The following is a 17,462-nucleotide window of genomic DNA, read 5'->3' as shown; positions in this document are numbered from 1 at the left end:
TGCAGTTTTTACGGTAACGGCCGGCGGCGTAGCGAACGCCCTGGGCAGGCTCATCAAACTATGTCGCTCGTGAGCAAGGCGCACTTCGGGCTTCTCACCCGTCGTGCCGTGGATGCGTTGCTGCGCCACCTCTGCCAACCAGCGGCCGATATGGGCATTGGCCGTATCGACATCGAGGAGCAGGCCGGCCGTCTTCAGCGTCGCAGCCAACGGGGTGACGAAGCTGCTCTTCAGATAGCCGTTGAACCGTTCGGTAATCCCCCCATTTATAGCAATTGCCAGAAGTAGGAAGGCTACGCGGCCATGGCGAGCCGCTGTTTTGGGGTAAATCCGCCCAGAGCCATATTTGGGCGCTCGTGATTGTAGGACCACATCCACTGCGTGGCGACGCGTTGTACATGGTCCAGATCGTCCCAATGATATTGGGACAGCCATTCGTAGCGCACGGTCCTGTTGAACCGTTCGACGTAGGCATTCTGTTGGGGCTTGCCCGGCTGGATGTATTCGAGCTTTATGCCCCATGCCCCGGCCCAATCGACAATTGCCGCGCTCAGGTATTCGGGACCGTTATCGCACCGAATGGCCAAGGGCTTTCCTCGCCAGCCAATGATCTGCTTGAGCGTGCGAATCACACGCTCCGAAGGCAGCGAGAAGTCGACTTCGATGCCCAGCGCCTCGCGGTTAAAGTCGTCGATCACGTTCAGCACTCGGATGCTACGTCCATCGGCAAGTTGGTCATGCATGAAGTCCATCGACCACACCTGGTTGACCTGGGTCGGTACCGTCAACGGCTCGGGCGTCTGCCGAACCAGCCGTTTGCGCGGTTTGATACGCAGGTTCAGTTCGAGCTCGCGATAGATCCGGTACACACGCTTGTGGTTCCACTGGAAGCCGCGGACATTCCGCAGGTACAGAAAGCACAGCCCAAAGCCCCAGGTGCGGTGGTTGTCCGTCAGGCGAAGCAGCCAGTTTGCGATCTCCTCGTTCTCGGCGTCGGTCTTGGCGACGTACCGATAGCAGGTCTGGCTAATGCTGAACGCCTCGCAAGCCATCCGGATCGATACGCCGCGATCTTGCACGGCATGTCGGGCCATCTCGCGGCGGCGAGCTGGCCTCACCACTTTTTTTCTAGCGCCTCCGCCACGATCTCGGCCTTGAGCTTCTCTTCGACGTACATCTTGCGCAGCCGGGCGTTCTCGGCCTCCAGCTCCTTCATGCGCGCCATCAGCGATACGTCCATGCCGCCGTACTTCGATCGCCACTTGTAGAACGTCGCCGAGCTGATGCCCAGCTCTCGACACAGCTCAGGAACGGCAAGACCAGCCTCTACGCGCTTGATGGCTTCAATGATCTGGCTATCCGTAAATCTCGACTTCTTCATGCGGTAGAACTCTTCAACGAGAAAATTCTACTTCTGACCCCATCGCTTTTGCGGGGGGATTACCATGTGTTTTGCGTTATCAGTGGCATTTTTTGTGGTGCTAAGTCAGGTGTCACAAGTTGGATGACGCTGATGCCAAGGACACATCCAGCCGAACGCTTCTAGCCGATCGCTGACCTTCAATAGCTACTTATCGGATGTCTGTATCACACTTGGTTTGGTGGAGGCTAGTCCGTTGAAGTGCAGGCGTCAGCCTGCACGGTATTGGCAACGGGCTGCCAGTAGTTTGCCTCAGCGTCCGCTGGCGGCATATGCACTATGGATTCCACCAATCTGCCGTGGTTAAACCTGATCGCGCGATTTCAAGATGTTTGATCATTGGCTGCCCCGGTAGTTTTCGGGGTTCGACGGCAAACAACGCACAGCATTTTCAAGACGTGCCCGGCTGGCTGCTCGTAGCTGTTGGAGCCCGAGCCTGCGCGCCATTGCTTGATAGATCCCTTCGTCTTGAGTGCCCTGTGCGATGACGGCGCGAGCCAGCGAAGCCAGTTCCGCGAGACTGATTTCGTCAGCCGCCCGTACGCTGTCCTCGTCTGCGGGCTCGCGGAAGGGAGGTTCTGCCGCAGGATCGAGATGTGTGGGCCAGTAGAACGTGCCAACCTCTTCATCCGTCGTCCGATAACGGGCCCGGGCAAGTTGGAACACGCGTTCGCGGATCCGTCCGCCCGTGCGCAGCCAGCCGTGGGCACGGGCGATGCGACGGGCCAGTAGGGCGTCGAGCACGGGCCCCTCCTGCTCGACGACGTGGGCGATCATGGCCGACAGGACGTCGTTGTATTCACCGTCGAAAAAACGATCGGGATTGGCGCCGGCGACTGCTTCCGTGGGATCGGTGACCCGATAGAGCGAGGCTTCCGGTAGCGTAGTTTCTTCGGCATCGGCATGGGTTGCTACTGCGGAGACCTGGCGAGCAAAGACTTCCTGGACTTGCTGTGGCGGAGCGGTCGCCGAGACTTCCGATTCGATCGGGTCCGCGTTATGGACGGGGGGCGCCGCATCCTCGTCTGGCTTCGTCACCGATGCCATGGTCTGCGCGATGGCCGCTTGCGCCAGACGCTCGGCCTCGGCTTCGCGCTCGGCCTGTTCGGCGCGCCGCTCGCGCTGAGCTGTGAGCACGGCCCGGATCCGGGCATCCAGCTTGTCGAGCGTGCCGGCCGGATCGATCCACCAGTCGGTGGACCAGACGCGAACAATGTCCCATCCCAGGCCGCGCAGGACTTGCTCGCGCAGTTTGTCGCGGTCGCGCGCCGTGGCGCTGCGGTGATAGGTGGCGCCATCGCACTCAACACCGACCAGGTAGCGTCCGGGGGCGTCGGGATCGACGATGCCGAGGTCGATGCGGAACGAGGAGGCACCGATCTGCGGCTGGACGTGCCAGCCGCGCCGGGCCAGGGCGGTGGCCACGGCCTGTTCAAACGGACTGTCGAAGCCGCCCACGCTGCCGCGGTTGACTTCTACCAGTGCACGGGCACCGCGTTCGGCGAATTCCAAGAAGTGCTTGAGGTCGCGCACGCCGATGGCTTGCGTGCGCGCCAAGTCCATCAGCTCGGCCCGGAAGCTGGCGAACACGCGCAGTTCGTGACGTGCACGGGTAATGGCCACGTTGAGTCGGCGCTCGCCGCCTTGGCGATTGAGCGGGCCGAAGTTCATGGCCAGTTGGCCTGCCGGGTCCGGGCCGTAGGTGATGGAAAAATAGATAAGATCGCGCTCGTCGCCCTGCACGCTCTCCAGGTTCTTGACGAACAGCGGCTCCAACTCCTCCTCGGCGAAGTAGGGCTCCAGACGTGGATCCTTGCGTCGTGCGTCGTCGAGCATGTCCTCGATCAGCTTCTGCTGCTCGGCGTTGAAGGTGACCACGCCGATGGTCAGCCCGCTTTCTCGAAAGCCGGGGGTCGTCAGCCGCGCCACGACATCAGCAACCAGCGCCTTGGCCTCTGCGGGGTTCGTCCGCGTGCCTCCCTTCTGATAGGCACCCGACACCAGTTGCAAGCTGACCGCGCGATCATTGGTGACGGGGGACGGAAAGGTGACTAGTCCGCCGTCGTAGTAGGCATGGTTGGAGAAGGCGATCAGGCTTTCATGGCGGGAGCGATAGTGCCAATTGAGATTCCGTGTAGGCAGATTGGCGCCGATGCACTCGTCGAGGATGCTTTCCAGGTCAGCCTCCACGTCTTCGTCATCCAGCCCGGATTCGGCACGGTCGAAGAAGGAGGTCGGCGGCAACTGTTTGGGGTCGCCGACCATGACGACCTGGCGGCCGCGGGCGATGGCGCCGATCGCATCCCAGACCGGGATCTGCGAGGCTTCGTCGAAGATCACTAGGTCGAATGCGTTGGCGCCGGCCTGGAGGTACTGGGCGATGGACAGCGGGCTCATCAGCAGGCAGGGCGTGAGCTTGGTCAGCGCCTCGGGAATCTGGGTCATCAGTTCGCGCAAGGGTAGGTGTGCGCGCTTCTTACCCATCTCGTGCCGCAGCAGCCCCCATTCGGAGTTGCGGCTGACGTTGTCCTGCGAGGGCAGGTCGGCGCACAGGCGGGCACGCAGCCAGTCCCGGGTTAGGGCGGTGAAGCGCTCATCGAGCTCCCGGAAATCGCGGATGCGCTGTTCGTGCTCGGCGCTGACGAAGCCGCGGATGACCGGCTCGTGATCGACTACGGCGTTGAGCCACCAGCGCGCGTAGTTAGTCTCGAAGGTTCGGCGTGTTTGGTTGGGACCGACCTGGCCTTGCTCGATGCCCTGGACCAGCGTGGCCAGCCCGAGTGCCAGCGCCTCGTCGCGAGCCTGGCGCCATGCGCACCAACTGCGCAGACCGTGTTCGGTGCGCACGATGGATTGGCTTTGCTCGATCAGCCCATCGAGTGACATGGACTGCCACAGCCTTTGCGCGGCCTCGGCAAAATGCCCGGTTGTCGCTAGTGCCTCGCGTCGGGGTAGCAGCTGTTCCCATTTCTCCACGTACCTAGCGCCGGCCAGCGCGATTCGACCATCCGGCTCCAGCAGTGCATTGGCGTCCCCCAATAGTGCATGCAGCGGTGCCTTGCAGACAGAGATCTGTTCGGGCGTAGTAGCCAGGCGGGCCACCACGGTTGCCAGATCCTCTTGGAGCTGGCAGGCCTGCTCGAGGTCATCCAGGTTGGTGGCGAGACCTTTCCACAAGCCCGCGGTTGACTCTGTTAAGTCGTCCAGGGCGGCAAGTGCTTGCTTCATGTCGTCCTGAAGCTGCTGGCGCAAGGCGAATATGGCGCTCCAATGCTGCAGATCGTTGGCGACATCGGGCTTTAATCCACTTTTGGTGGCGCTGGACAGTTGCGCTTCGATCTTGCGTTTGCCCAGCCAGGATCTGGGCCACAGCGACTGTTCGGCCTGCTCCCACATGCGCTGCAACTCGGCGATGTCGAGTTGTTCGATGGATTCGTCATAAGGGGCCGACAGCGCGGCTTGGTGTTGCGCGATCTGGGTGAGCAGAGTGTCGACCCCGTCGTTGCCCGCAGTCACGCTAGAAGCAGACCATAGTGCGGAGAGTTGCGCATTCAGTTCCGCATGGCGGCGAACCAGTGCCGCGCCTTGCTGCAAGCGTTGGCTAAGACTGCGTGCGTCGGGTCGCAGGACAAAGCGCCAGTCGTGTCCTGCCGCCACAGGCAGGCGCTGGGCGAGGAGCAGCAGCGCTTCACAGGTTTCGGGTGTCAACGCGGGCGAGGGCAGGCCGATGGCCTGGGCTAGCGCCTGGGCGGATTCGATTGTCGCCTGGGCGGCGGGAAGCACCTCCCGCGCAGCGGCGATCAGCTGTTGTTGCCAGGTGGGCGACCAGTCTCCCCGGCCAACCAGGGCGAGAGGGTGCTGTGCCAGCGCGGTATGGCCAATGGCCTGTGCGTTGACTTCCAGGCGGTCCACGGCATTGCGGAGCTGTTCGATACCAGCATGATCGTGATGATCAGCGGCGGGCCAGGTCAACGGGAGTGTCGGAACGTCATGTCCCGCGCTGACGGTGCCGATAGCATCGAACAGGCTCAGGCCGTTTCGGCGACGTTGGTGAAGGCGTTCCACATAGATGTTCAGCGCATCGCGCAAGCGTTTGAGTTTGTCGGCTTCGGCTCTCCATTGCTCGGAATCGGCCTTGCCGCTGCTGGCCCATGCGGATTGCAACTGTGCGAGCACGTCGAGCTTGCGGGCTTTGCTCGAGTGCAGTTCCAGGCAGAACTCACCCAAGCCGATTTCGCGCAGGCGGCGGTATACAACGTCCAGGGCCGCAATCTTCTCGGACACGAAGAGTACGCGCCGGCCTTGCGCCAGGGATTGAGCGATCAGGTTGGCGATGGTCTGGCTCTTGCCGGTGCCGGGTGGGCCGATCAGGACAAAATCCTTGCCCTGCGAGGCGGCCAGCACGGCCGACAACTGCGAGGAGTCTGCCGGCAGGGGGCAGAATACTTGCTTGGGGTCGAAGTGCTGGTCCAGTTCACGCACCTGCGGGAACGGAGCGCCAGGTGGATAGGTATCGCGTGGAGTGTCGAGCAGGTGGCGCACGACCGGATTCTGGCGCAACTGTTCGCTGTGCTCGGCCAGGTCTTTCCACATCAGGTACTTGGCGAACGAGAACATGGACAGCACCACGTCCTCAGTGACTTCCCAGCCCTTGATGTCCTTGATGGCGTGACCGACGGCTTTCCAGACCGCAGCGACATCCAGGCCGGTCTCGTCTTGCGGTAGTGCACCTTCGAGGGTGCCTAGGCTCAGATCGAAGTCCTGGCGCAACATCTCGATCAAGGTCGGATTGAAGCGGGGCTCGTCGTCATGCAGCCAGAGGGCGAACCCCGAGCGGGCACTCTTGCGCTGCAGGCGGACGGGCACCAGGATTAACGGAGCGCGGTAGCGCTGGCCGTCGCGGTCTTCGCGTGTCCAAGACAGGAAGCCCAGGGCGAGATACAGCGTATTGGCACCGCCTTCCTGCAGAGTTGTGCGGGCGCCGCGGAACAGCTCGGTCAGACGCGAATCGAGCTCGGTTTCGGGAACGGCAACGAAAACCTCGCGTTTCTGCAGGGCTTCCAGCGCGTGCGCGCGGCGCACGTCCTCGCGTTCGCGGGATTCGTAGATGGCCTGATCACGAGGATCAGCGCCGTCCATCAGATCCGGACGCGGGCGCAGCTTCAAAGGCTGGCCGCTGGCCAGGATATCTTCCAACGCGGCAGGGTCCGGGGCTTCCAGCTTGAGCGCCTTCTTGCCGCCCTTGAAGTTCAGCAGATTGTTGCGCAGCGAAAGGTCCAGCAGCTTACGTTGCCAGCGAAGCAGGCGGTCCTTGGGGTCGAACTGGCTAACATCTTCTGCATTGGCCGGTGCGCTGTCTGGAAGGTCAGGCGCGTCTTCTATTTTTGGCACGGCGGACACGGACGGTGAATTTTCGTTGTCCGACGTCGTAGCAGACGCCGCTCCCGCACTGGCCAACGGCTTGATGCGCTGCAGCCGTGCCCGGCGAATGTCGACGGCCAAGCGGAATCGCGTATCTTGAGATTCGTCCACCTGCTGAGCCCCGCGTTCAGTTGCATAGCTGAACGGGACAGTGGGTCGCTGGGTGATCAGGGTGGTCTCGAAAAGCACCAGTTCCTTTAGCTTGAGGCGCTTGCGCAAGGCAGTCGCGTCGTCGACGACCGTGGTGGAGAACTCCTCCGGTTGCAGCCAGACGCCGGCAAAGGCGTGTCCCTCCGTAAAGACCAGCAGCGGGTTCAAGCCTGCTTGCTCGAGCGCGGCACAGAACAACAACGTGAGGTCGAAGCATGTTCCAAGGCCTGAACTTTCGATCTGACTGGGGCTGCGCACCTTCTGGCCCGACTGTTCGAAACTGGCGGGCGGCAAGGCATAGTCCAACTGCATGCCAGCCACGGCACCCCAAATGGCCGAGGCCAGTTCCCAGGCGCGCTTGCCACCGCCGGTGTAGCCGTCCAGCGCTGGGTTTCGTTCGTTCTCGCGCAGCACCTCGGCGGTGCGCTTGAGGAGCCGATCCACTGCCGGATCGTTGGGCTGAACGAACGCGGCGACCAGATCGGGCAGATGCGAGATGCCGCCCCATTGATTGCGTGGCAGCAACTCCAGATGGGTATCGCGCTGGGCAAGAGCAGGGGTGGACGCATCCGCGCCCACGGGACGCAATGCCAGAGAGACCGTAGCCGTCTCAGCTTCGGTCAGCCGAGCCAGGAGTCCGCCGTCCAGGGTCACATCCACATCGCGAATTGGGTATCGGGAGCCCGCTGCCAGCGCATCAATCCGCCAACGGCGCGGCTTGAGAAACGGCGGGTCGGACGTCAGGACCAACTCGACCTGCTCATGTGGTTGGTCGGTTTCGTTGACCAGCCAGAGGTCCCGGATCAGCGGAACGGCATTCTGAAAGTCCGCCAGGTTCAATTTGGCGATCAGAGTTGCGCCGATCTTCAGTTCGGCAGCGACGGCCGAGCCTTGCGCTTGTGTCTCGTCCATGGAATCCCTTGTGGTGCCCCGTAACAACAATTTCGCCCTGTTACGTCTTGCCACGATATTAGCGCTAGTTGCGGGGCATGGCAGGTAGGGGGTAGTATGTAAAAAATTTCAGACATTTATTGCTCTGCCATGAACCTCATCGATATTGGCCATGCCGTGCGGGTCCGGCGCTCTGAGCTGGGCCTGTCCCAAGCGCAGTTGGCGCATCTGAGCGGCCTGTCGCGTCAGACGCTGATCGGCCTAGAGAACGGCACCCTGAGTGACCTGGGTGTCAATCGGGTGGGGCAGGTTATGGCGGTACTGGGCCTGGACAGTTCTCGGCTAGATACCCAGGCGCGGCGCAAGAAGCGCGGACTGTGGATGGCGGCCAAGACCGCCAGTGTCAGCTACGCGCGAGAACTGGCGCCCGAGACGCTGGAACAAGCCCTGGCGAGTGGCGAGGTATCTGCTTTATTTGCTCCGCACCTAACTCATTTGCTGGATGAGGCGCCCGTGCCAGTCGTCGTGATGGCTGTGGAAGAGGTTGCCTCGCATACCCACCAGCCGCCAAAGCGAGTCTGGCGCAATGTGGCGAAGTTGGCTGGATCGTTGTCTGTACACCGCCGGGCGCTGTGGGTATGAATTCCGAAGCATTGCCCAGTGGCCCGTGGGAAAAGCTGTTCCCGCGGGCGCTGGCGCTGATCGACGACATCGGCCGATTCGGTGGCATCACGGATCCGTTCTGGACGCTAGGCGGCGGAACGGTGCTGATGTTCCGTTACCGCCATCGGCTGAGCAAAGACATCGACATCTTCGTACCTGATCCGCAGTACCTTGGTTTTGTCTCGCCGCGTTTGAGCGACACAGCCGCGGATTTGACGCAAGACTACACTGAGCAACCGGGTGCCTTCGTCAAACTCCAGTTCGAGGAGGGTGAGGTCGATTTCGTCGCAGCCCCTAATCTTTTGAACGACGCCTGGGACATTTGGGATATCGGCGGTCGCGCAGTGAAAGTAGAGACCGCCGCTGAAATCATTGCAAAGAAGATGTACCACCGTGGCGATCGGGTAACGGCGCGCGATCTCTTCGACTTTGCGCTTGTGATCGAGCGCGAGCCCCAGCAGCTTCTGGCAGCGACGCCATTCCTTCTACGTCATCGGGAGGCCTTCCTGTCCCAGATCCGAGCGCCGCATGCCAGCTTGCGCGCCGCGTTCGAGGCCATCGCCACTCTGGAGTACACGCCCAGCTTCGATCATTGCGTAGCGGTGGTTAGGGACTTCCTGAGCGAACTGTAGCCTCATCGCATGCATCTTAGCGCGCTTCACTACGACGGCCCCGGACGGCCACGCCAAGAACTTCAGTATTCGGCTTTTGGCACGCGGCCGTTTCGAATAAACCCTGCTGTATGACGTGATGTCGGCCTACCCAGTGGTGGACGATGGCTCCAATCAGTGGTCGCCACATAAGGTCAAGTTGACCACGGCCCTACTCGGCATTTCTTACCGCTTGTTTGCGTTACGACCCTGGGCAGGCTTGAACAGGCGGCCGCGCTCAGCGGAATGCCGCCGTAAGCTGGCGACAAACCACGATTCGCCGCACTGATTATGGGGCGAGGCGGAGGGGTAAAGATGCGGGACGAGATCGATACCGTGGGGCGCGTTACCCTGCTTGTGCTTTTTCTCATGGGGACGTTCGCGCTCATGGGCTACATGGAATTGCGGCATGAGGTCGAGCGCATCACCTCGGAAACGGCGCTGGTTACAAACCACCTTACCGGCGAAGTCCGGCAGTGCAATACCCGCGGGAACGGCAACTGGAACTGCCGCGCGGTAGCTATGCAGGCTCGCCATTGGATTTTCGCCCTGATTCCGTTCTGGCCGGCGCGCGACCATCTTGTGAACGATCTGCATGTGCATCCGGCGCCGGCGGATGAGGCCGCATTCCTGTCGCCGCAAATTGTTGGCGATATGGGCACATATGTCGCGTTTGCCATCGTGATGTTTGTTATGGGTTTCATCCTGCGCGAAAAGAACTGGCGCCGCGACGCGTCAGAGGGCGGCGACGGCGGCAACAGCGATGGAAGCGGCGACGGCGGTGCGTGAATTGCGCCGACTGTGCCCTTGCCAGCGCCTGCACATAGCCCGGTGGTTCCGGGCTACCAGCTCAGATCCAGTATTTCGCCGGGCAGGCCGTCGAAGTCCTTGAACTCCCGGGAAACGAATCCGTTATTGGTAAGTATTTTGCGGGACGCGAGGTTGGCGGGATCGATGATGGCGTACAGGCCCTTCAGTTGCGGGTGCTGCCGGGCGCGCTCGATCAGTAGTTTGGCGATGCGGCCGCCTATGCCTTTGCCCCAGTAATCGGGCAGCAGTACGTAGCCCAGTTCGGCCTGGTCTGCGTCGCAGGTGGCGATTTCGAGCTTGCCCAGGCCGATGAACTGGCCACGCTCGGCATCCAACACCCGGAACTGGCCGAAATCCGGCGCGATGGCGTTCATGGCAAGCACCTTGTCAAAGTCGCGCCGCGCCTCGTCTTCAGGAATGGCGCGCTCGGTGATCATGGCCATGACTGTGGCGTCGTTTACCAGGCGCAGATAATCGCCGAAATCGTCTTGGCCGAATTTGCTTAGCGTGAGTTCCATTGCGGGGTGATCCTTTTTGCGCTTACACGACCGCGTTCATTTCTGCGGCGCGTCGATACCATTCGGCGCTTAACTTCAGGGTTCTTTTCTGCGTTGCGAAATCCACGTGCACCAGGCCGAAGCGCACTCCATAACCGCCGGTCCATTCCAGATTATCAAAGGCGCTCCAGGCGAAATTGCCTTTGACGGGCGCGCCCTCGGCGATGGCTCGATGCAAATAGGACATCACGGTGCGCAGATACATGAGTCGATCGGTGTCGAGCACCCTTCCGTTGGCCGTTATGGTGTCGTCCGCCGCACATCCGTTTTCGGTGATGTAGATCGCTTCCGGTTTCCAGATGGAATTGACAAGCCGGGGGCCCCAATACATGACTTCGGGACAGAAGCTATGCCAGCGCGATCCCATGCGCGGGTGTGATAGCGACGTGGGAATTTCGGTATAGCCGGCTTCGTTGTCCGCGGCCTCGACATAGTATTTCGGGACGTAGATGTTCACCCCTACGAAGTCGAGCGGGCTGCCGATGGCGCGCATGTCTTCGTCGGTGAAGCGGGGCGCGTCCGGGCCAGCTGAAGCGAGATAGCGATCATCGTAGCGGCCCGTAAGCATGACATCCAGAAAGCGGTCGTTATAGCGTTTGGTGGCCTGTTCGGCTGCGCGTACGTTGGCGGGCGTGTCGCTCACGGGCACCGCGGCGAACAGTACATCTGCTGGCCCCACTTGCAGGTTCCTGGGCCCCGATGCCCGCATTGCCTGCACGGCCAGGCCGTGGGCCAGCACGGCATGATGGGCGACCTGGTTCAGGTCGCGCGTGGACAGCTTCAGGCCCGGCGCGAGTTCAATGCGCTGTTCTTTGCCCTGGACCATGACGGACGTGCCCTGATGGCCCATGTCCACAAAGTTCTGCAGTTCGTTGAGCGTGAAGAAATGCTTGACGCGATCGCCCAGGCGTCGGACCACCGCGGCGGCATAGTCGGCAAATGCTTTGGCCGTATCGCGCGACTGCCAGCCCCCCCGATCTTGGAGTGCCTGCGGGAGATCCCAGTGATAAAGGGTGACGAAAGGCTCGATGCCTGCTTCCAGCTGCGTATCCACGAGACGGGAATAGAAGTCCATTCCGGCCTCGTTCAGTCGCCCGGTTCCGCCCGGAAAGATACGGGGCCACGAGATTGAAAACCGGTAGGCGTTGGCGCCCAGCTCGCGGATGATCTGGATGTCTTCCCGATAGCGGTGGTAGTGGTCGATGGCGACGTCGCCGGTGTCGCCATTGGCCATATTGCCGGGCGTGTGCGCATAGACATCCCAAATGGATTTTCCTTTGCCGTCTGCGTCGGGCGCGCCCTCGATCTGATAGGCGGCCGTGGCCACTCCCCATCGGAACCCCCTGGGAAAGGTCTGCATTGTCGGGCGCGATATGGCGCCGGGTTGCGGCTGTCCGGCCACGATGTCGCGTGCCAGTGCCGCTTCGGCCAGGCCAAGCCCCGCCATCAGTGTGAAGGTGCGTCTATCCAGGTTCATGCCTTTCCTTGGGGCCGATGAGATGACTGGTCAGGTGCCGGCCCAATCGTAACAGCGGGGCCAGGCAGTCGGGGTGGCGCCACGCCCCTGCAGTGCCATACAGGGCGCGCGCCGCAGTTAACGCGACATCGCTGAAGGTGTTCCGGCTAGGTGCAGGATGTTGTTGATGAACCGTTTCATTGTGTGTTAGAGTCGCCTCAAATTCGGATGCTGGCCTTGCCAGACTGAGTAAAGGATAAAACAGGGGACAGGAAATGGCGGGCGCGGGTCGATGTGGTGAATCGGTTCAAGCGGATGTTGGGGGGCCGTGGCCGCCGGGTGCCCGGGCCGCCGTGCATCGCCGTGCCAGCATCGCATGCAGCGGCGCCGGCGCCGGCGCACTAAGGCAATGACAATGGAAAAGCGCTGGAAGATGCGCCCGCCGCAATCGAACTGGGGTGATTTCGGGCCCGACGATGAGTTGGGGCGCCTGAATCTGATCACTCCCGACGCGGTGATGCGCGGGATACGCGAGGTGCGGCAAGGGCGCAGCATCTGCCTGAGTCTGCCGTTGGACCTGCCGGGCGGCAATGCCTTGAATCCGCGCCGGCATCCCCCTGTGCTGGCGCCGACTCGCCGCGATGGACGGCCTGTTTACAACCTGCCCTTGGACCCCGCCGGACACACGCATACCGACGTGTTCTGCGACGATGCGGTGACCCTGCACACGCAGTATTCCACGCAATGGGACAGCTTTGCGCATGTGGGCCATTTTTTCGACGTGGACGGCAATGGCCAGCCCGTGGCGGTCTATTACAACGGCTACCGCGCCGGCACGGATGTTGTCGGCCCGGACGGTGATGCACCCGTCGGCGCACGTCGCCTGGGCATCCAGACGATGGCGGAGAAAGCCATTCAGTCGCGCGGCGTGCTGCTCGATCTATACGCGCTGTGCGGCGACGCGCGCCAGTACGTCGGCTATGACACACTGATGCGGGCCGTCGACGCCGCGGGCGGCGATATCGCGTCCGGTGACGTGTTGTGCCTGTATACCGGTTTCGCGGACAAGCTGATGATGATGAGCGGCAGGCCAGACTTGTCTGTGCTGGACCGCAGTTGCGCGGTGCTGGACGGCAGGGATGAACGACTGAGGCGCTGGGTGGTCGATAGCGGCATTTCGGCGCTGTGCGCCGACAACTACGCCGTGGAGGGGATCCGCGCGGACGAGGCGGCCGTGCCCTGCGCGCGGCTGCCGCTGCATCAGTTGTGCCTGTTCCAGTATGGCATACCGCTGGGCGAGCTCTGGTACTTGGCGGAACTGGCCGGCGCGCTGGCAGAGCAGGGGCGTTCGAAGTTCTTGCTGACAGCGCCGCCGCTACGTTTGCCCGGCGCCGTGGGTTCGCCCGTTACGCCGGTGGCCACCCTTTGATCCAGCATTTTTTCACGCAGGCCGGGAGCTTTTCATGATTCACCCTACGTCGCCGGCGTCCAGCCTGGCAGGCCGCCGCATCCTGGTGGTGGGAGCGGGGCGCGCGGAAGGCGCGCGCCTGCCGGCATCCAACGGCAATGCCACTTGCCTGGCGCTCGCGCTTGCCGGAGCAAATCTGGTGTGCGCCGATCGGGACTATGACGCGGCCCGGCGGACGGTCGCGGATATCGTCGTTGCGGGCGGCCGCGCCACGGCAGTGCGGGCGGACGTGGCCGATACGGAGCAGATCGTCCTCATGGTTGAACAGGCTGCCGCCGCCATGAACGGGCTGGATGGACTGGTGTTGAACGTGGGCATCAGCCATCGTGTGCCGCTGTCGCGCCTGGACACGGATGGCTGGGATGCAGTCATGAACGTCAACGCCCGTGCGCACCTGTTCTGCGCCAAATACGCGTTGCCCCGCATGCCGGCGGGCGGTTCGATCGTGTTCGTGTCTTCCACCGCTTCGCGCCGCCCAGGAGGGCGCAACCCGGCCTACGAAGCATCAAAGGCGGCGTTGTCGGCGGTATGCCGGGCCGTTGCGCTGGAAGGACAGCCTGGGGGTATACGCGCGAACGTCGTCATGCTGGGCCTGATCGACACGCCGATGGGCCGTGCCGCAACGCATGCAAGGCCCGATCGCCTGTCACGGCCCCTGCCGTTCGGCCGGCAGGGCACCGCCGCGGAAGTTGCCGCAGCCGTTCGTTTTCTTTTGTCGGACGAGGCCAGCTATATCAACGCGGTCGAACTGCCGGTGGACGGCGGGCTTTGTGCGGGTATCGCAATGCATAGCTAGGCGGCCCCTGCATTTCATTACAACGATACGGAGACATAGATGATCAATCGATTTCGTAGCATGTGCAGCTGGTTTGTGGTGGCCGGGGCGTTTGCCGCCATTCTTCCATCCCTGGCCCACGCGGCGTATCCGGACCGCCCGATCCGCTATGTGATTCCATTTCCGCCGGGCGGATCGACCGACACGACCGGGCGCATTCTGGCCGAGGAAATGGCGAAAATACTGGGCCAGCCCGTGGTGGTCGAGAACCGCGGCGGTGCGGGCGGCAATATCGGCGCGGCTCACGTCGCCGGCGCGCCGGCCGATGGGTACACCCTGCTGCAGGGCACCATCGGCACGCATGGCATCAATCCTACGCTGTACGACAATTTGCCGTTCGACGCCCGCCGCGACTTCGTTCCGGTTGCGCGCATGACGGCCGGCACGAACGTGCTGGTGGTCAATCCGGATGTGCCGGTGAAAACCGTGCAGGAGCTCGTGGCCTATGCCAAGCAGAATCCGGGCAAGCTGATGATGGGATCGTCGGGCGCAGGCAGCAGCATCCATATGTCGGGTGAACTGTTCCAGGTGCTGACCGGCACCCGGTTTACGCACGTGCCGTACCGTGGCGGCGGCCCCGCCATGAACGACCTGCTGGCCGGCCACATTCAGCTGATGTTTGACAACCTGAATGTCTCGGGGCCGCATATTCAGGCAGGCAGGCTGCGGGCGCTGGGCGTTACCAGCCGCCAACGCGCGCCGCTGCTGCCCGACGTGCCCACCCTGATGGAGGCCGGCGTGCCCGATTATGAGGTCATCAGCTGGAGCGGCGTTTTTGCCCCTGCGGGCACGCCGCGCGATGTGGTCGAGAAGCTCAATGCGACCATCAACCAGGCGCTGGGCAGTGATTCGGTGCGCGCTCGCTTTGACGAAGCGGGCATCCAGATCGACCTGATGGGAGTGGATCAGTTCAAGCGCTTCGTCGACAGCGAGATCGACCGCTGGGGCGAGATCGTCAAGAAGTCGGGCGCCAAGGCGCAGTAGGCGGGTACGACAATGCGTGCGCTCGTTCTTGGTGCGGACGGACCCGTGCTGGCCGAGGTGTCCGCTCCCGAAGTGGGCCCGGCCCAGGTCGGCATACGTGTACAGGCCTGCGCGCTGAATCGCGCCGACCTGTACATGGCCGACGGCCGCCGCCATGGCGGCGCGGGCGGCCCTGGCGCTGTACTGGGTCTTGAATGGGCGGGTGTCGTGGACGCGGTGGGCCCCGATGTGCCGGGCCACATCCGGGTAGGCCAGCGCGTCATGGGTTCCGGGCGCGGAGCCTTTGCCGAATATGCCGTGGCCGACTGGGGGCGGGTGCTGCCCATGCCGGAATCTATCCAGGAGCCGTCCCTGGCCGCCGCACTGCCCATCGCCTTGCAGACCATGCACGACGCCCTGATCACCCATGGCCGCCTGAGGGCGGGACAATCCGTGTTGATCCTGGGCGCCTCTACCGCCGTGGGCATGATGGGCGTGCAAATTGCCCGCCACATGAACGCGGGATGGATATGCGGCAGTTCCACCAGTGCGGCCAAGCGAGCTCGGCTGCTCGGGCTGGGCGTCGACCTGGCAATCGACCCCCTGGCGCCCGACTGGGCAAGCGATGTGCTCGGCGCCACCGGCGGCACCGGCGCACAGGTGGTCATCGACATGCTGGCAGGCCCGGTCTTCAATGCCACGCTGGCGGCCACTGCCATGGAGGGGCGCATTGTGAATGTGGGCAGGCTGGCGGGCCGTACGGCCGACTTTGATTTCGATCTGCACGCCTTGCGGCGGGTGCACTACACGGGAGTGACGTTTCGCACGCGCACGCCGGAGCAGGTCAGGGCGATTACGGCGCGCATGCTGCGCGACCTGGGGCCGGCGCTGGATGCGGGACGATTACGCTTGCCGGTAGACCGCAGCTATGCGCTCGAAGATGGAGCCCGGGCCCTGGCATACATGCGCGCCAATCATCATTTCGGAAAGATCACCTTGCGCGTCGCTTGACCGGCGCGCACGAACTGCGTTCGATCAGCGAATAGGGGAACGTGGTGCTGCGGGGCGCGGGCGGGTGCTGGCCAGTGCGTGCCTGGATGCGTTCCAGCAGCATGGCCGACGCACAATCGGCCACCGACTCCACGGGCGTGCGCAGGACGGTAAGCGGGGGAGCGTAGTTCTCGGCAAAATCCGAATCGCCTATGCCGATGACGGAAATGTCGTCGGGTACCCGCTTGCCTGCGTCGGAAATCGCACGCAACGTGCTGCCCAGTGTTTGAGTGCCTTGCGCGATGATGGCCGTTGGGGCGGCCGGCCCATTCAACATTTCTGTAACCGCGTCGTAGGAAGAGCTGGTGGGCGTGGGGCCCTGGATCAGCAGTTCGGGCACCGGCAGGCCGGCCGCCTTGAATGCGGCCTTGTAGCCTTCGATGCGTCGGCGCACCGGCCGGCTTTTCGCTTGCCACAGCACCAGGGCGATGCGGGAATGGCCGAGCCGCATCAGGTGGCTGGCCGCCGTCTTGATGCCATCGACGTGGTCGTAGAGCACGGTATCGGCATCCACTTTCATGTCGCGATCGTAGATCACCACCGGCATGGTCAGGTGCCGGACGGCTTCGAGCACGCCGGCGTCACGCTCGTTGCCCGGCGCAATGATCACGCCGTCCATGCCGCGCAACTGGAACGTGTTCAGGATGCTGATTTCGCGCTTGGCGTCGTTTAGCCCGTTGGCCAGCAGCAGCATATACCCGGCGGAAAAGAAGCGCGCCTCGAGCGCACGGAACGCTCGCGCGTACAACGGATTGGTGACATCGGAAAACATGCAGCCGATGGTTTTGCTGCTACGCGAACGCAGGGCCTGTGCCGCATGATTGGGCCGGTAATTCAGCGCCGCGATGGCGCGTTCGACTCTGGCGCGGACTTCTGGGGTGACGTTGGCCGCGCCATTGATGACGCGCGAAGCGCTGCCCACCGATGTGCCCGCCAGCGCAGCGACGTCCCGGATGCTGATTTGCTTGGGTCGCATATAGGTCTCTTTTCCGGGTGCGAGTATAACCCGCCAGATGCTCTTCACACCGCGGGCGTGCGCGCCTGCAACCAGGCATGAACATGTTGTTGATGAAACGATTCATTAACAGATATACTACGCACGAATTAATTTTCCATTGTTTTGGTGAA

Annotated in this window: 12 protein-coding genes and 2 pseudogenes; 8 read left to right on the top strand and 6 right to left on the bottom strand. The window is 62.8% G+C overall.

The features are described 5' to 3' along the window. Positions 1 to 65: 65 nt before the first annotated feature. From CAL18_RS20020 to CAL18_RS10020, 3 genes and pseudogenes are all read right to left on the bottom strand, one after another. Positions 66 to 261, bottom strand: a pseudogene (locus tag CAL18_RS20020) (IS21 family transposase); the annotation flags it as partial. Between the two features lie 32 nt (positions 262 to 293). Continuing rightward, a protein-coding gene (locus tag CAL18_RS10025) for an IS3 family transposase (protein WP_094817779.1) occupies positions 294 to 1,381 on the bottom strand; the annotation gives its coding sequence in 2 pieces (ribosomal slippage) (positions 294 to 1,129 and positions 1,129 to 1,381; 1,089 coding nt in all). A gap of 375 nt (positions 1,382 to 1,756) precedes the next feature. Next, positions 1,757 to 7,903 carry a DUF3320 domain-containing protein gene (locus CAL18_RS10020; RefSeq protein WP_094817778.1) on the bottom strand — a complete coding sequence of 2,049 codons (6,147 nt, stop codon included), beginning with the start codon at positions 7,901 to 7,903 and terminating at the stop codon, positions 1,757 to 1,759. Between the two features lie 129 nt (positions 7,904 to 8,032). Here CAL18_RS10020 and CAL18_RS10015 point away from each other — a divergent pair, with 129 nt between their 5' ends. The 4 genes and pseudogenes from CAL18_RS10015 to CAL18_RS10000 all read left to right on the top strand — a co-directional run bounded on the left by CAL18_RS10015 (position 8,033) and on the right by CAL18_RS10000 (position 9,984). Continuing rightward, positions 8,033 to 8,524 (top strand): helix-turn-helix domain-containing protein, encoded by a 492-nt coding sequence (locus CAL18_RS10015; RefSeq protein WP_026638234.1) that lies wholly within the window; start codon positions 8,033 to 8,035, stop codon positions 8,522 to 8,524. Beyond that, complete coding sequence (locus CAL18_RS10010) at positions 8,521 to 9,177, top strand: nucleotidyl transferase AbiEii/AbiGii toxin family protein (protein ID WP_026638233.1); 657 nt, start codon at positions 8,521 to 8,523, stop codon at positions 9,175 to 9,177. The genes CAL18_RS10015 and CAL18_RS10010 overlap by 4 nt, the downstream gene beginning before the upstream one ends. A 34-nt stretch (positions 9,178 to 9,211) precedes the next feature. Further along, a pseudogene (locus CAL18_RS19840) lies at positions 9,212 to 9,376 on the top strand (type II toxin-antitoxin system HipA family toxin); the annotation flags it as partial. Positions 9,377 to 9,510: 134 nt separating this feature from the next. Next, a complete protein-coding gene (locus CAL18_RS10000; protein ID WP_026638232.1) occupies positions 9,511 to 9,984 on the top strand; it encodes a hypothetical protein in 474 nt (157 codons plus the stop codon). 53 nt (positions 9,985 to 10,037) lie between these two features. On the opposite strand, the gene CAL18_RS09995 is transcribed toward CAL18_RS10000, so the two are convergent. Together CAL18_RS09995 and CAL18_RS09990 are read right to left on the bottom strand one after the other, a co-directional pair. Next, positions 10,038 to 10,523: a GNAT family N-acetyltransferase gene (locus tag CAL18_RS09995; RefSeq protein WP_026638231.1), complete on the bottom strand. Its 486-nt coding sequence runs from the start codon at positions 10,521 to 10,523 to the stop codon at positions 10,038 to 10,040. Positions 10,524 to 10,545: 22 nt separating this feature from the next. Then, positions 10,546 to 12,039: a GH1 family beta-glucosidase gene (locus CAL18_RS09990; RefSeq protein WP_038851896.1), complete on the bottom strand. Its 1,494-nt coding sequence runs from the start codon at positions 12,037 to 12,039 to the stop codon at positions 10,546 to 10,548. 388 nt (positions 12,040 to 12,427) lie between these two features. On the opposite strand from CAL18_RS09990, the gene CAL18_RS09985 reads away from it, so the two are divergent. From CAL18_RS09985 to CAL18_RS09970, 4 genes are read left to right on the top strand one after another with little or no spacing between them, the layout of a single operon-like run. Continuing rightward, on the top strand, positions 12,428 to 13,447 hold the full coding sequence (locus CAL18_RS09985; RefSeq protein WP_038851895.1) for a cyclase family protein: 1,020 nt from the start codon (positions 12,428 to 12,430) through the stop codon (positions 13,445 to 13,447). Positions 13,448 to 13,481: 34 nt separating this feature from the next. After that, positions 13,482 to 14,282 (top strand): SDR family NAD(P)-dependent oxidoreductase, encoded by an 801-nt coding sequence (locus CAL18_RS09980; protein WP_038851894.1) that lies wholly within the window; start codon positions 13,482 to 13,484, stop codon positions 14,280 to 14,282. A gap of 39 nt (positions 14,283 to 14,321) precedes the next feature. Then, a complete protein-coding gene (locus CAL18_RS09975; protein ID WP_081745605.1) occupies positions 14,322 to 15,305 on the top strand; it encodes a Bug family tripartite tricarboxylate transporter substrate binding protein in 984 nt (327 codons plus the stop codon). Between the two features lie 12 nt (positions 15,306 to 15,317). Beyond that, positions 15,318 to 16,295 (top strand): quinone oxidoreductase family protein, encoded by a 978-nt coding sequence (locus CAL18_RS09970; protein WP_026638227.1) that lies wholly within the window; start codon positions 15,318 to 15,320, stop codon positions 16,293 to 16,295. Here CAL18_RS09970 and CAL18_RS09965 read toward each other — a convergent pair. Next, positions 16,276 to 17,310 carry a LacI family DNA-binding transcriptional regulator gene (locus CAL18_RS09965; protein WP_026638226.1) on the bottom strand — a complete coding sequence of 345 codons (1,035 nt, stop codon included), beginning with the start codon at positions 17,308 to 17,310 and terminating at the stop codon, positions 16,276 to 16,278. The two genes, CAL18_RS09970 and CAL18_RS09965, sit on opposite strands and share 20 nt — an antisense overlap. Between the last annotated feature and the right edge of the window lie 152 nt (positions 17,311 to 17,462).

It is taken from the genome of Bordetella genomosp. 7 (genome assembly GCF_002261415.1).
Lineage (GTDB): Bacteria > Pseudomonadota > Gammaproteobacteria > Burkholderiales > Burkholderiaceae_B > Bordetella_A.
This window is presented reverse-complemented; position numbering and strand designations above follow the sequence as displayed.

Excerpts from the sequence above, each read along its gene's own strand:
- CAL18_RS10020 (WP_094817778.1), bottom strand. The coding sequence starts at position 7,903 with ATGGACGAGACACAAGCGCAAGGCTCGGCCGTCGCTGCCGAACTGAAG.
- CAL18_RS10015 (WP_026638234.1), top strand. The coding sequence starts at position 8,033 with ATGAACCTCATCGATATTGGCCATGCCGTGCGGGTCCGGCGCTCTGAG.
- CAL18_RS10010 (WP_026638233.1), top strand. The coding sequence starts at position 8,521 with ATGAATTCCGAAGCATTGCCCAGTGGCCCGTGGGAAAAGCTGTTCCCG.
- CAL18_RS10000 (WP_026638232.1), top strand. The coding sequence starts at position 9,511 with ATGCGGGACGAGATCGATACCGTGGGGCGCGTTACCCTGCTTGTGCTT.
- CAL18_RS09995 (WP_026638231.1), bottom strand. The coding sequence starts at position 10,523 with ATGGAACTCACGCTAAGCAAATTCGGCCAAGACGATTTCGGCGATTAT.
- CAL18_RS09990 (WP_038851896.1), bottom strand. The coding sequence starts at position 12,039 with ATGAACCTGGATAGACGCACCTTCACACTGATGGCGGGGCTTGGCCTG.
- CAL18_RS09985 (WP_038851895.1), top strand. The coding sequence starts at position 12,428 with ATGACAATGGAAAAGCGCTGGAAGATGCGCCCGCCGCAATCGAACTGG.
- CAL18_RS09980 (WP_038851894.1), top strand. The coding sequence starts at position 13,482 with ATGATTCACCCTACGTCGCCGGCGTCCAGCCTGGCAGGCCGCCGCATC.
- CAL18_RS09975 (WP_081745605.1), top strand. The coding sequence starts at position 14,322 with ATGATCAATCGATTTCGTAGCATGTGCAGCTGGTTTGTGGTGGCCGGG.
- CAL18_RS09970 (WP_026638227.1), top strand. The coding sequence starts at position 15,318 with ATGCGTGCGCTCGTTCTTGGTGCGGACGGACCCGTGCTGGCCGAGGTG.
- CAL18_RS09965 (WP_026638226.1), bottom strand. The coding sequence starts at position 17,310 with ATGCGACCCAAGCAAATCAGCATCCGGGACGTCGCTGCGCTGGCGGGC.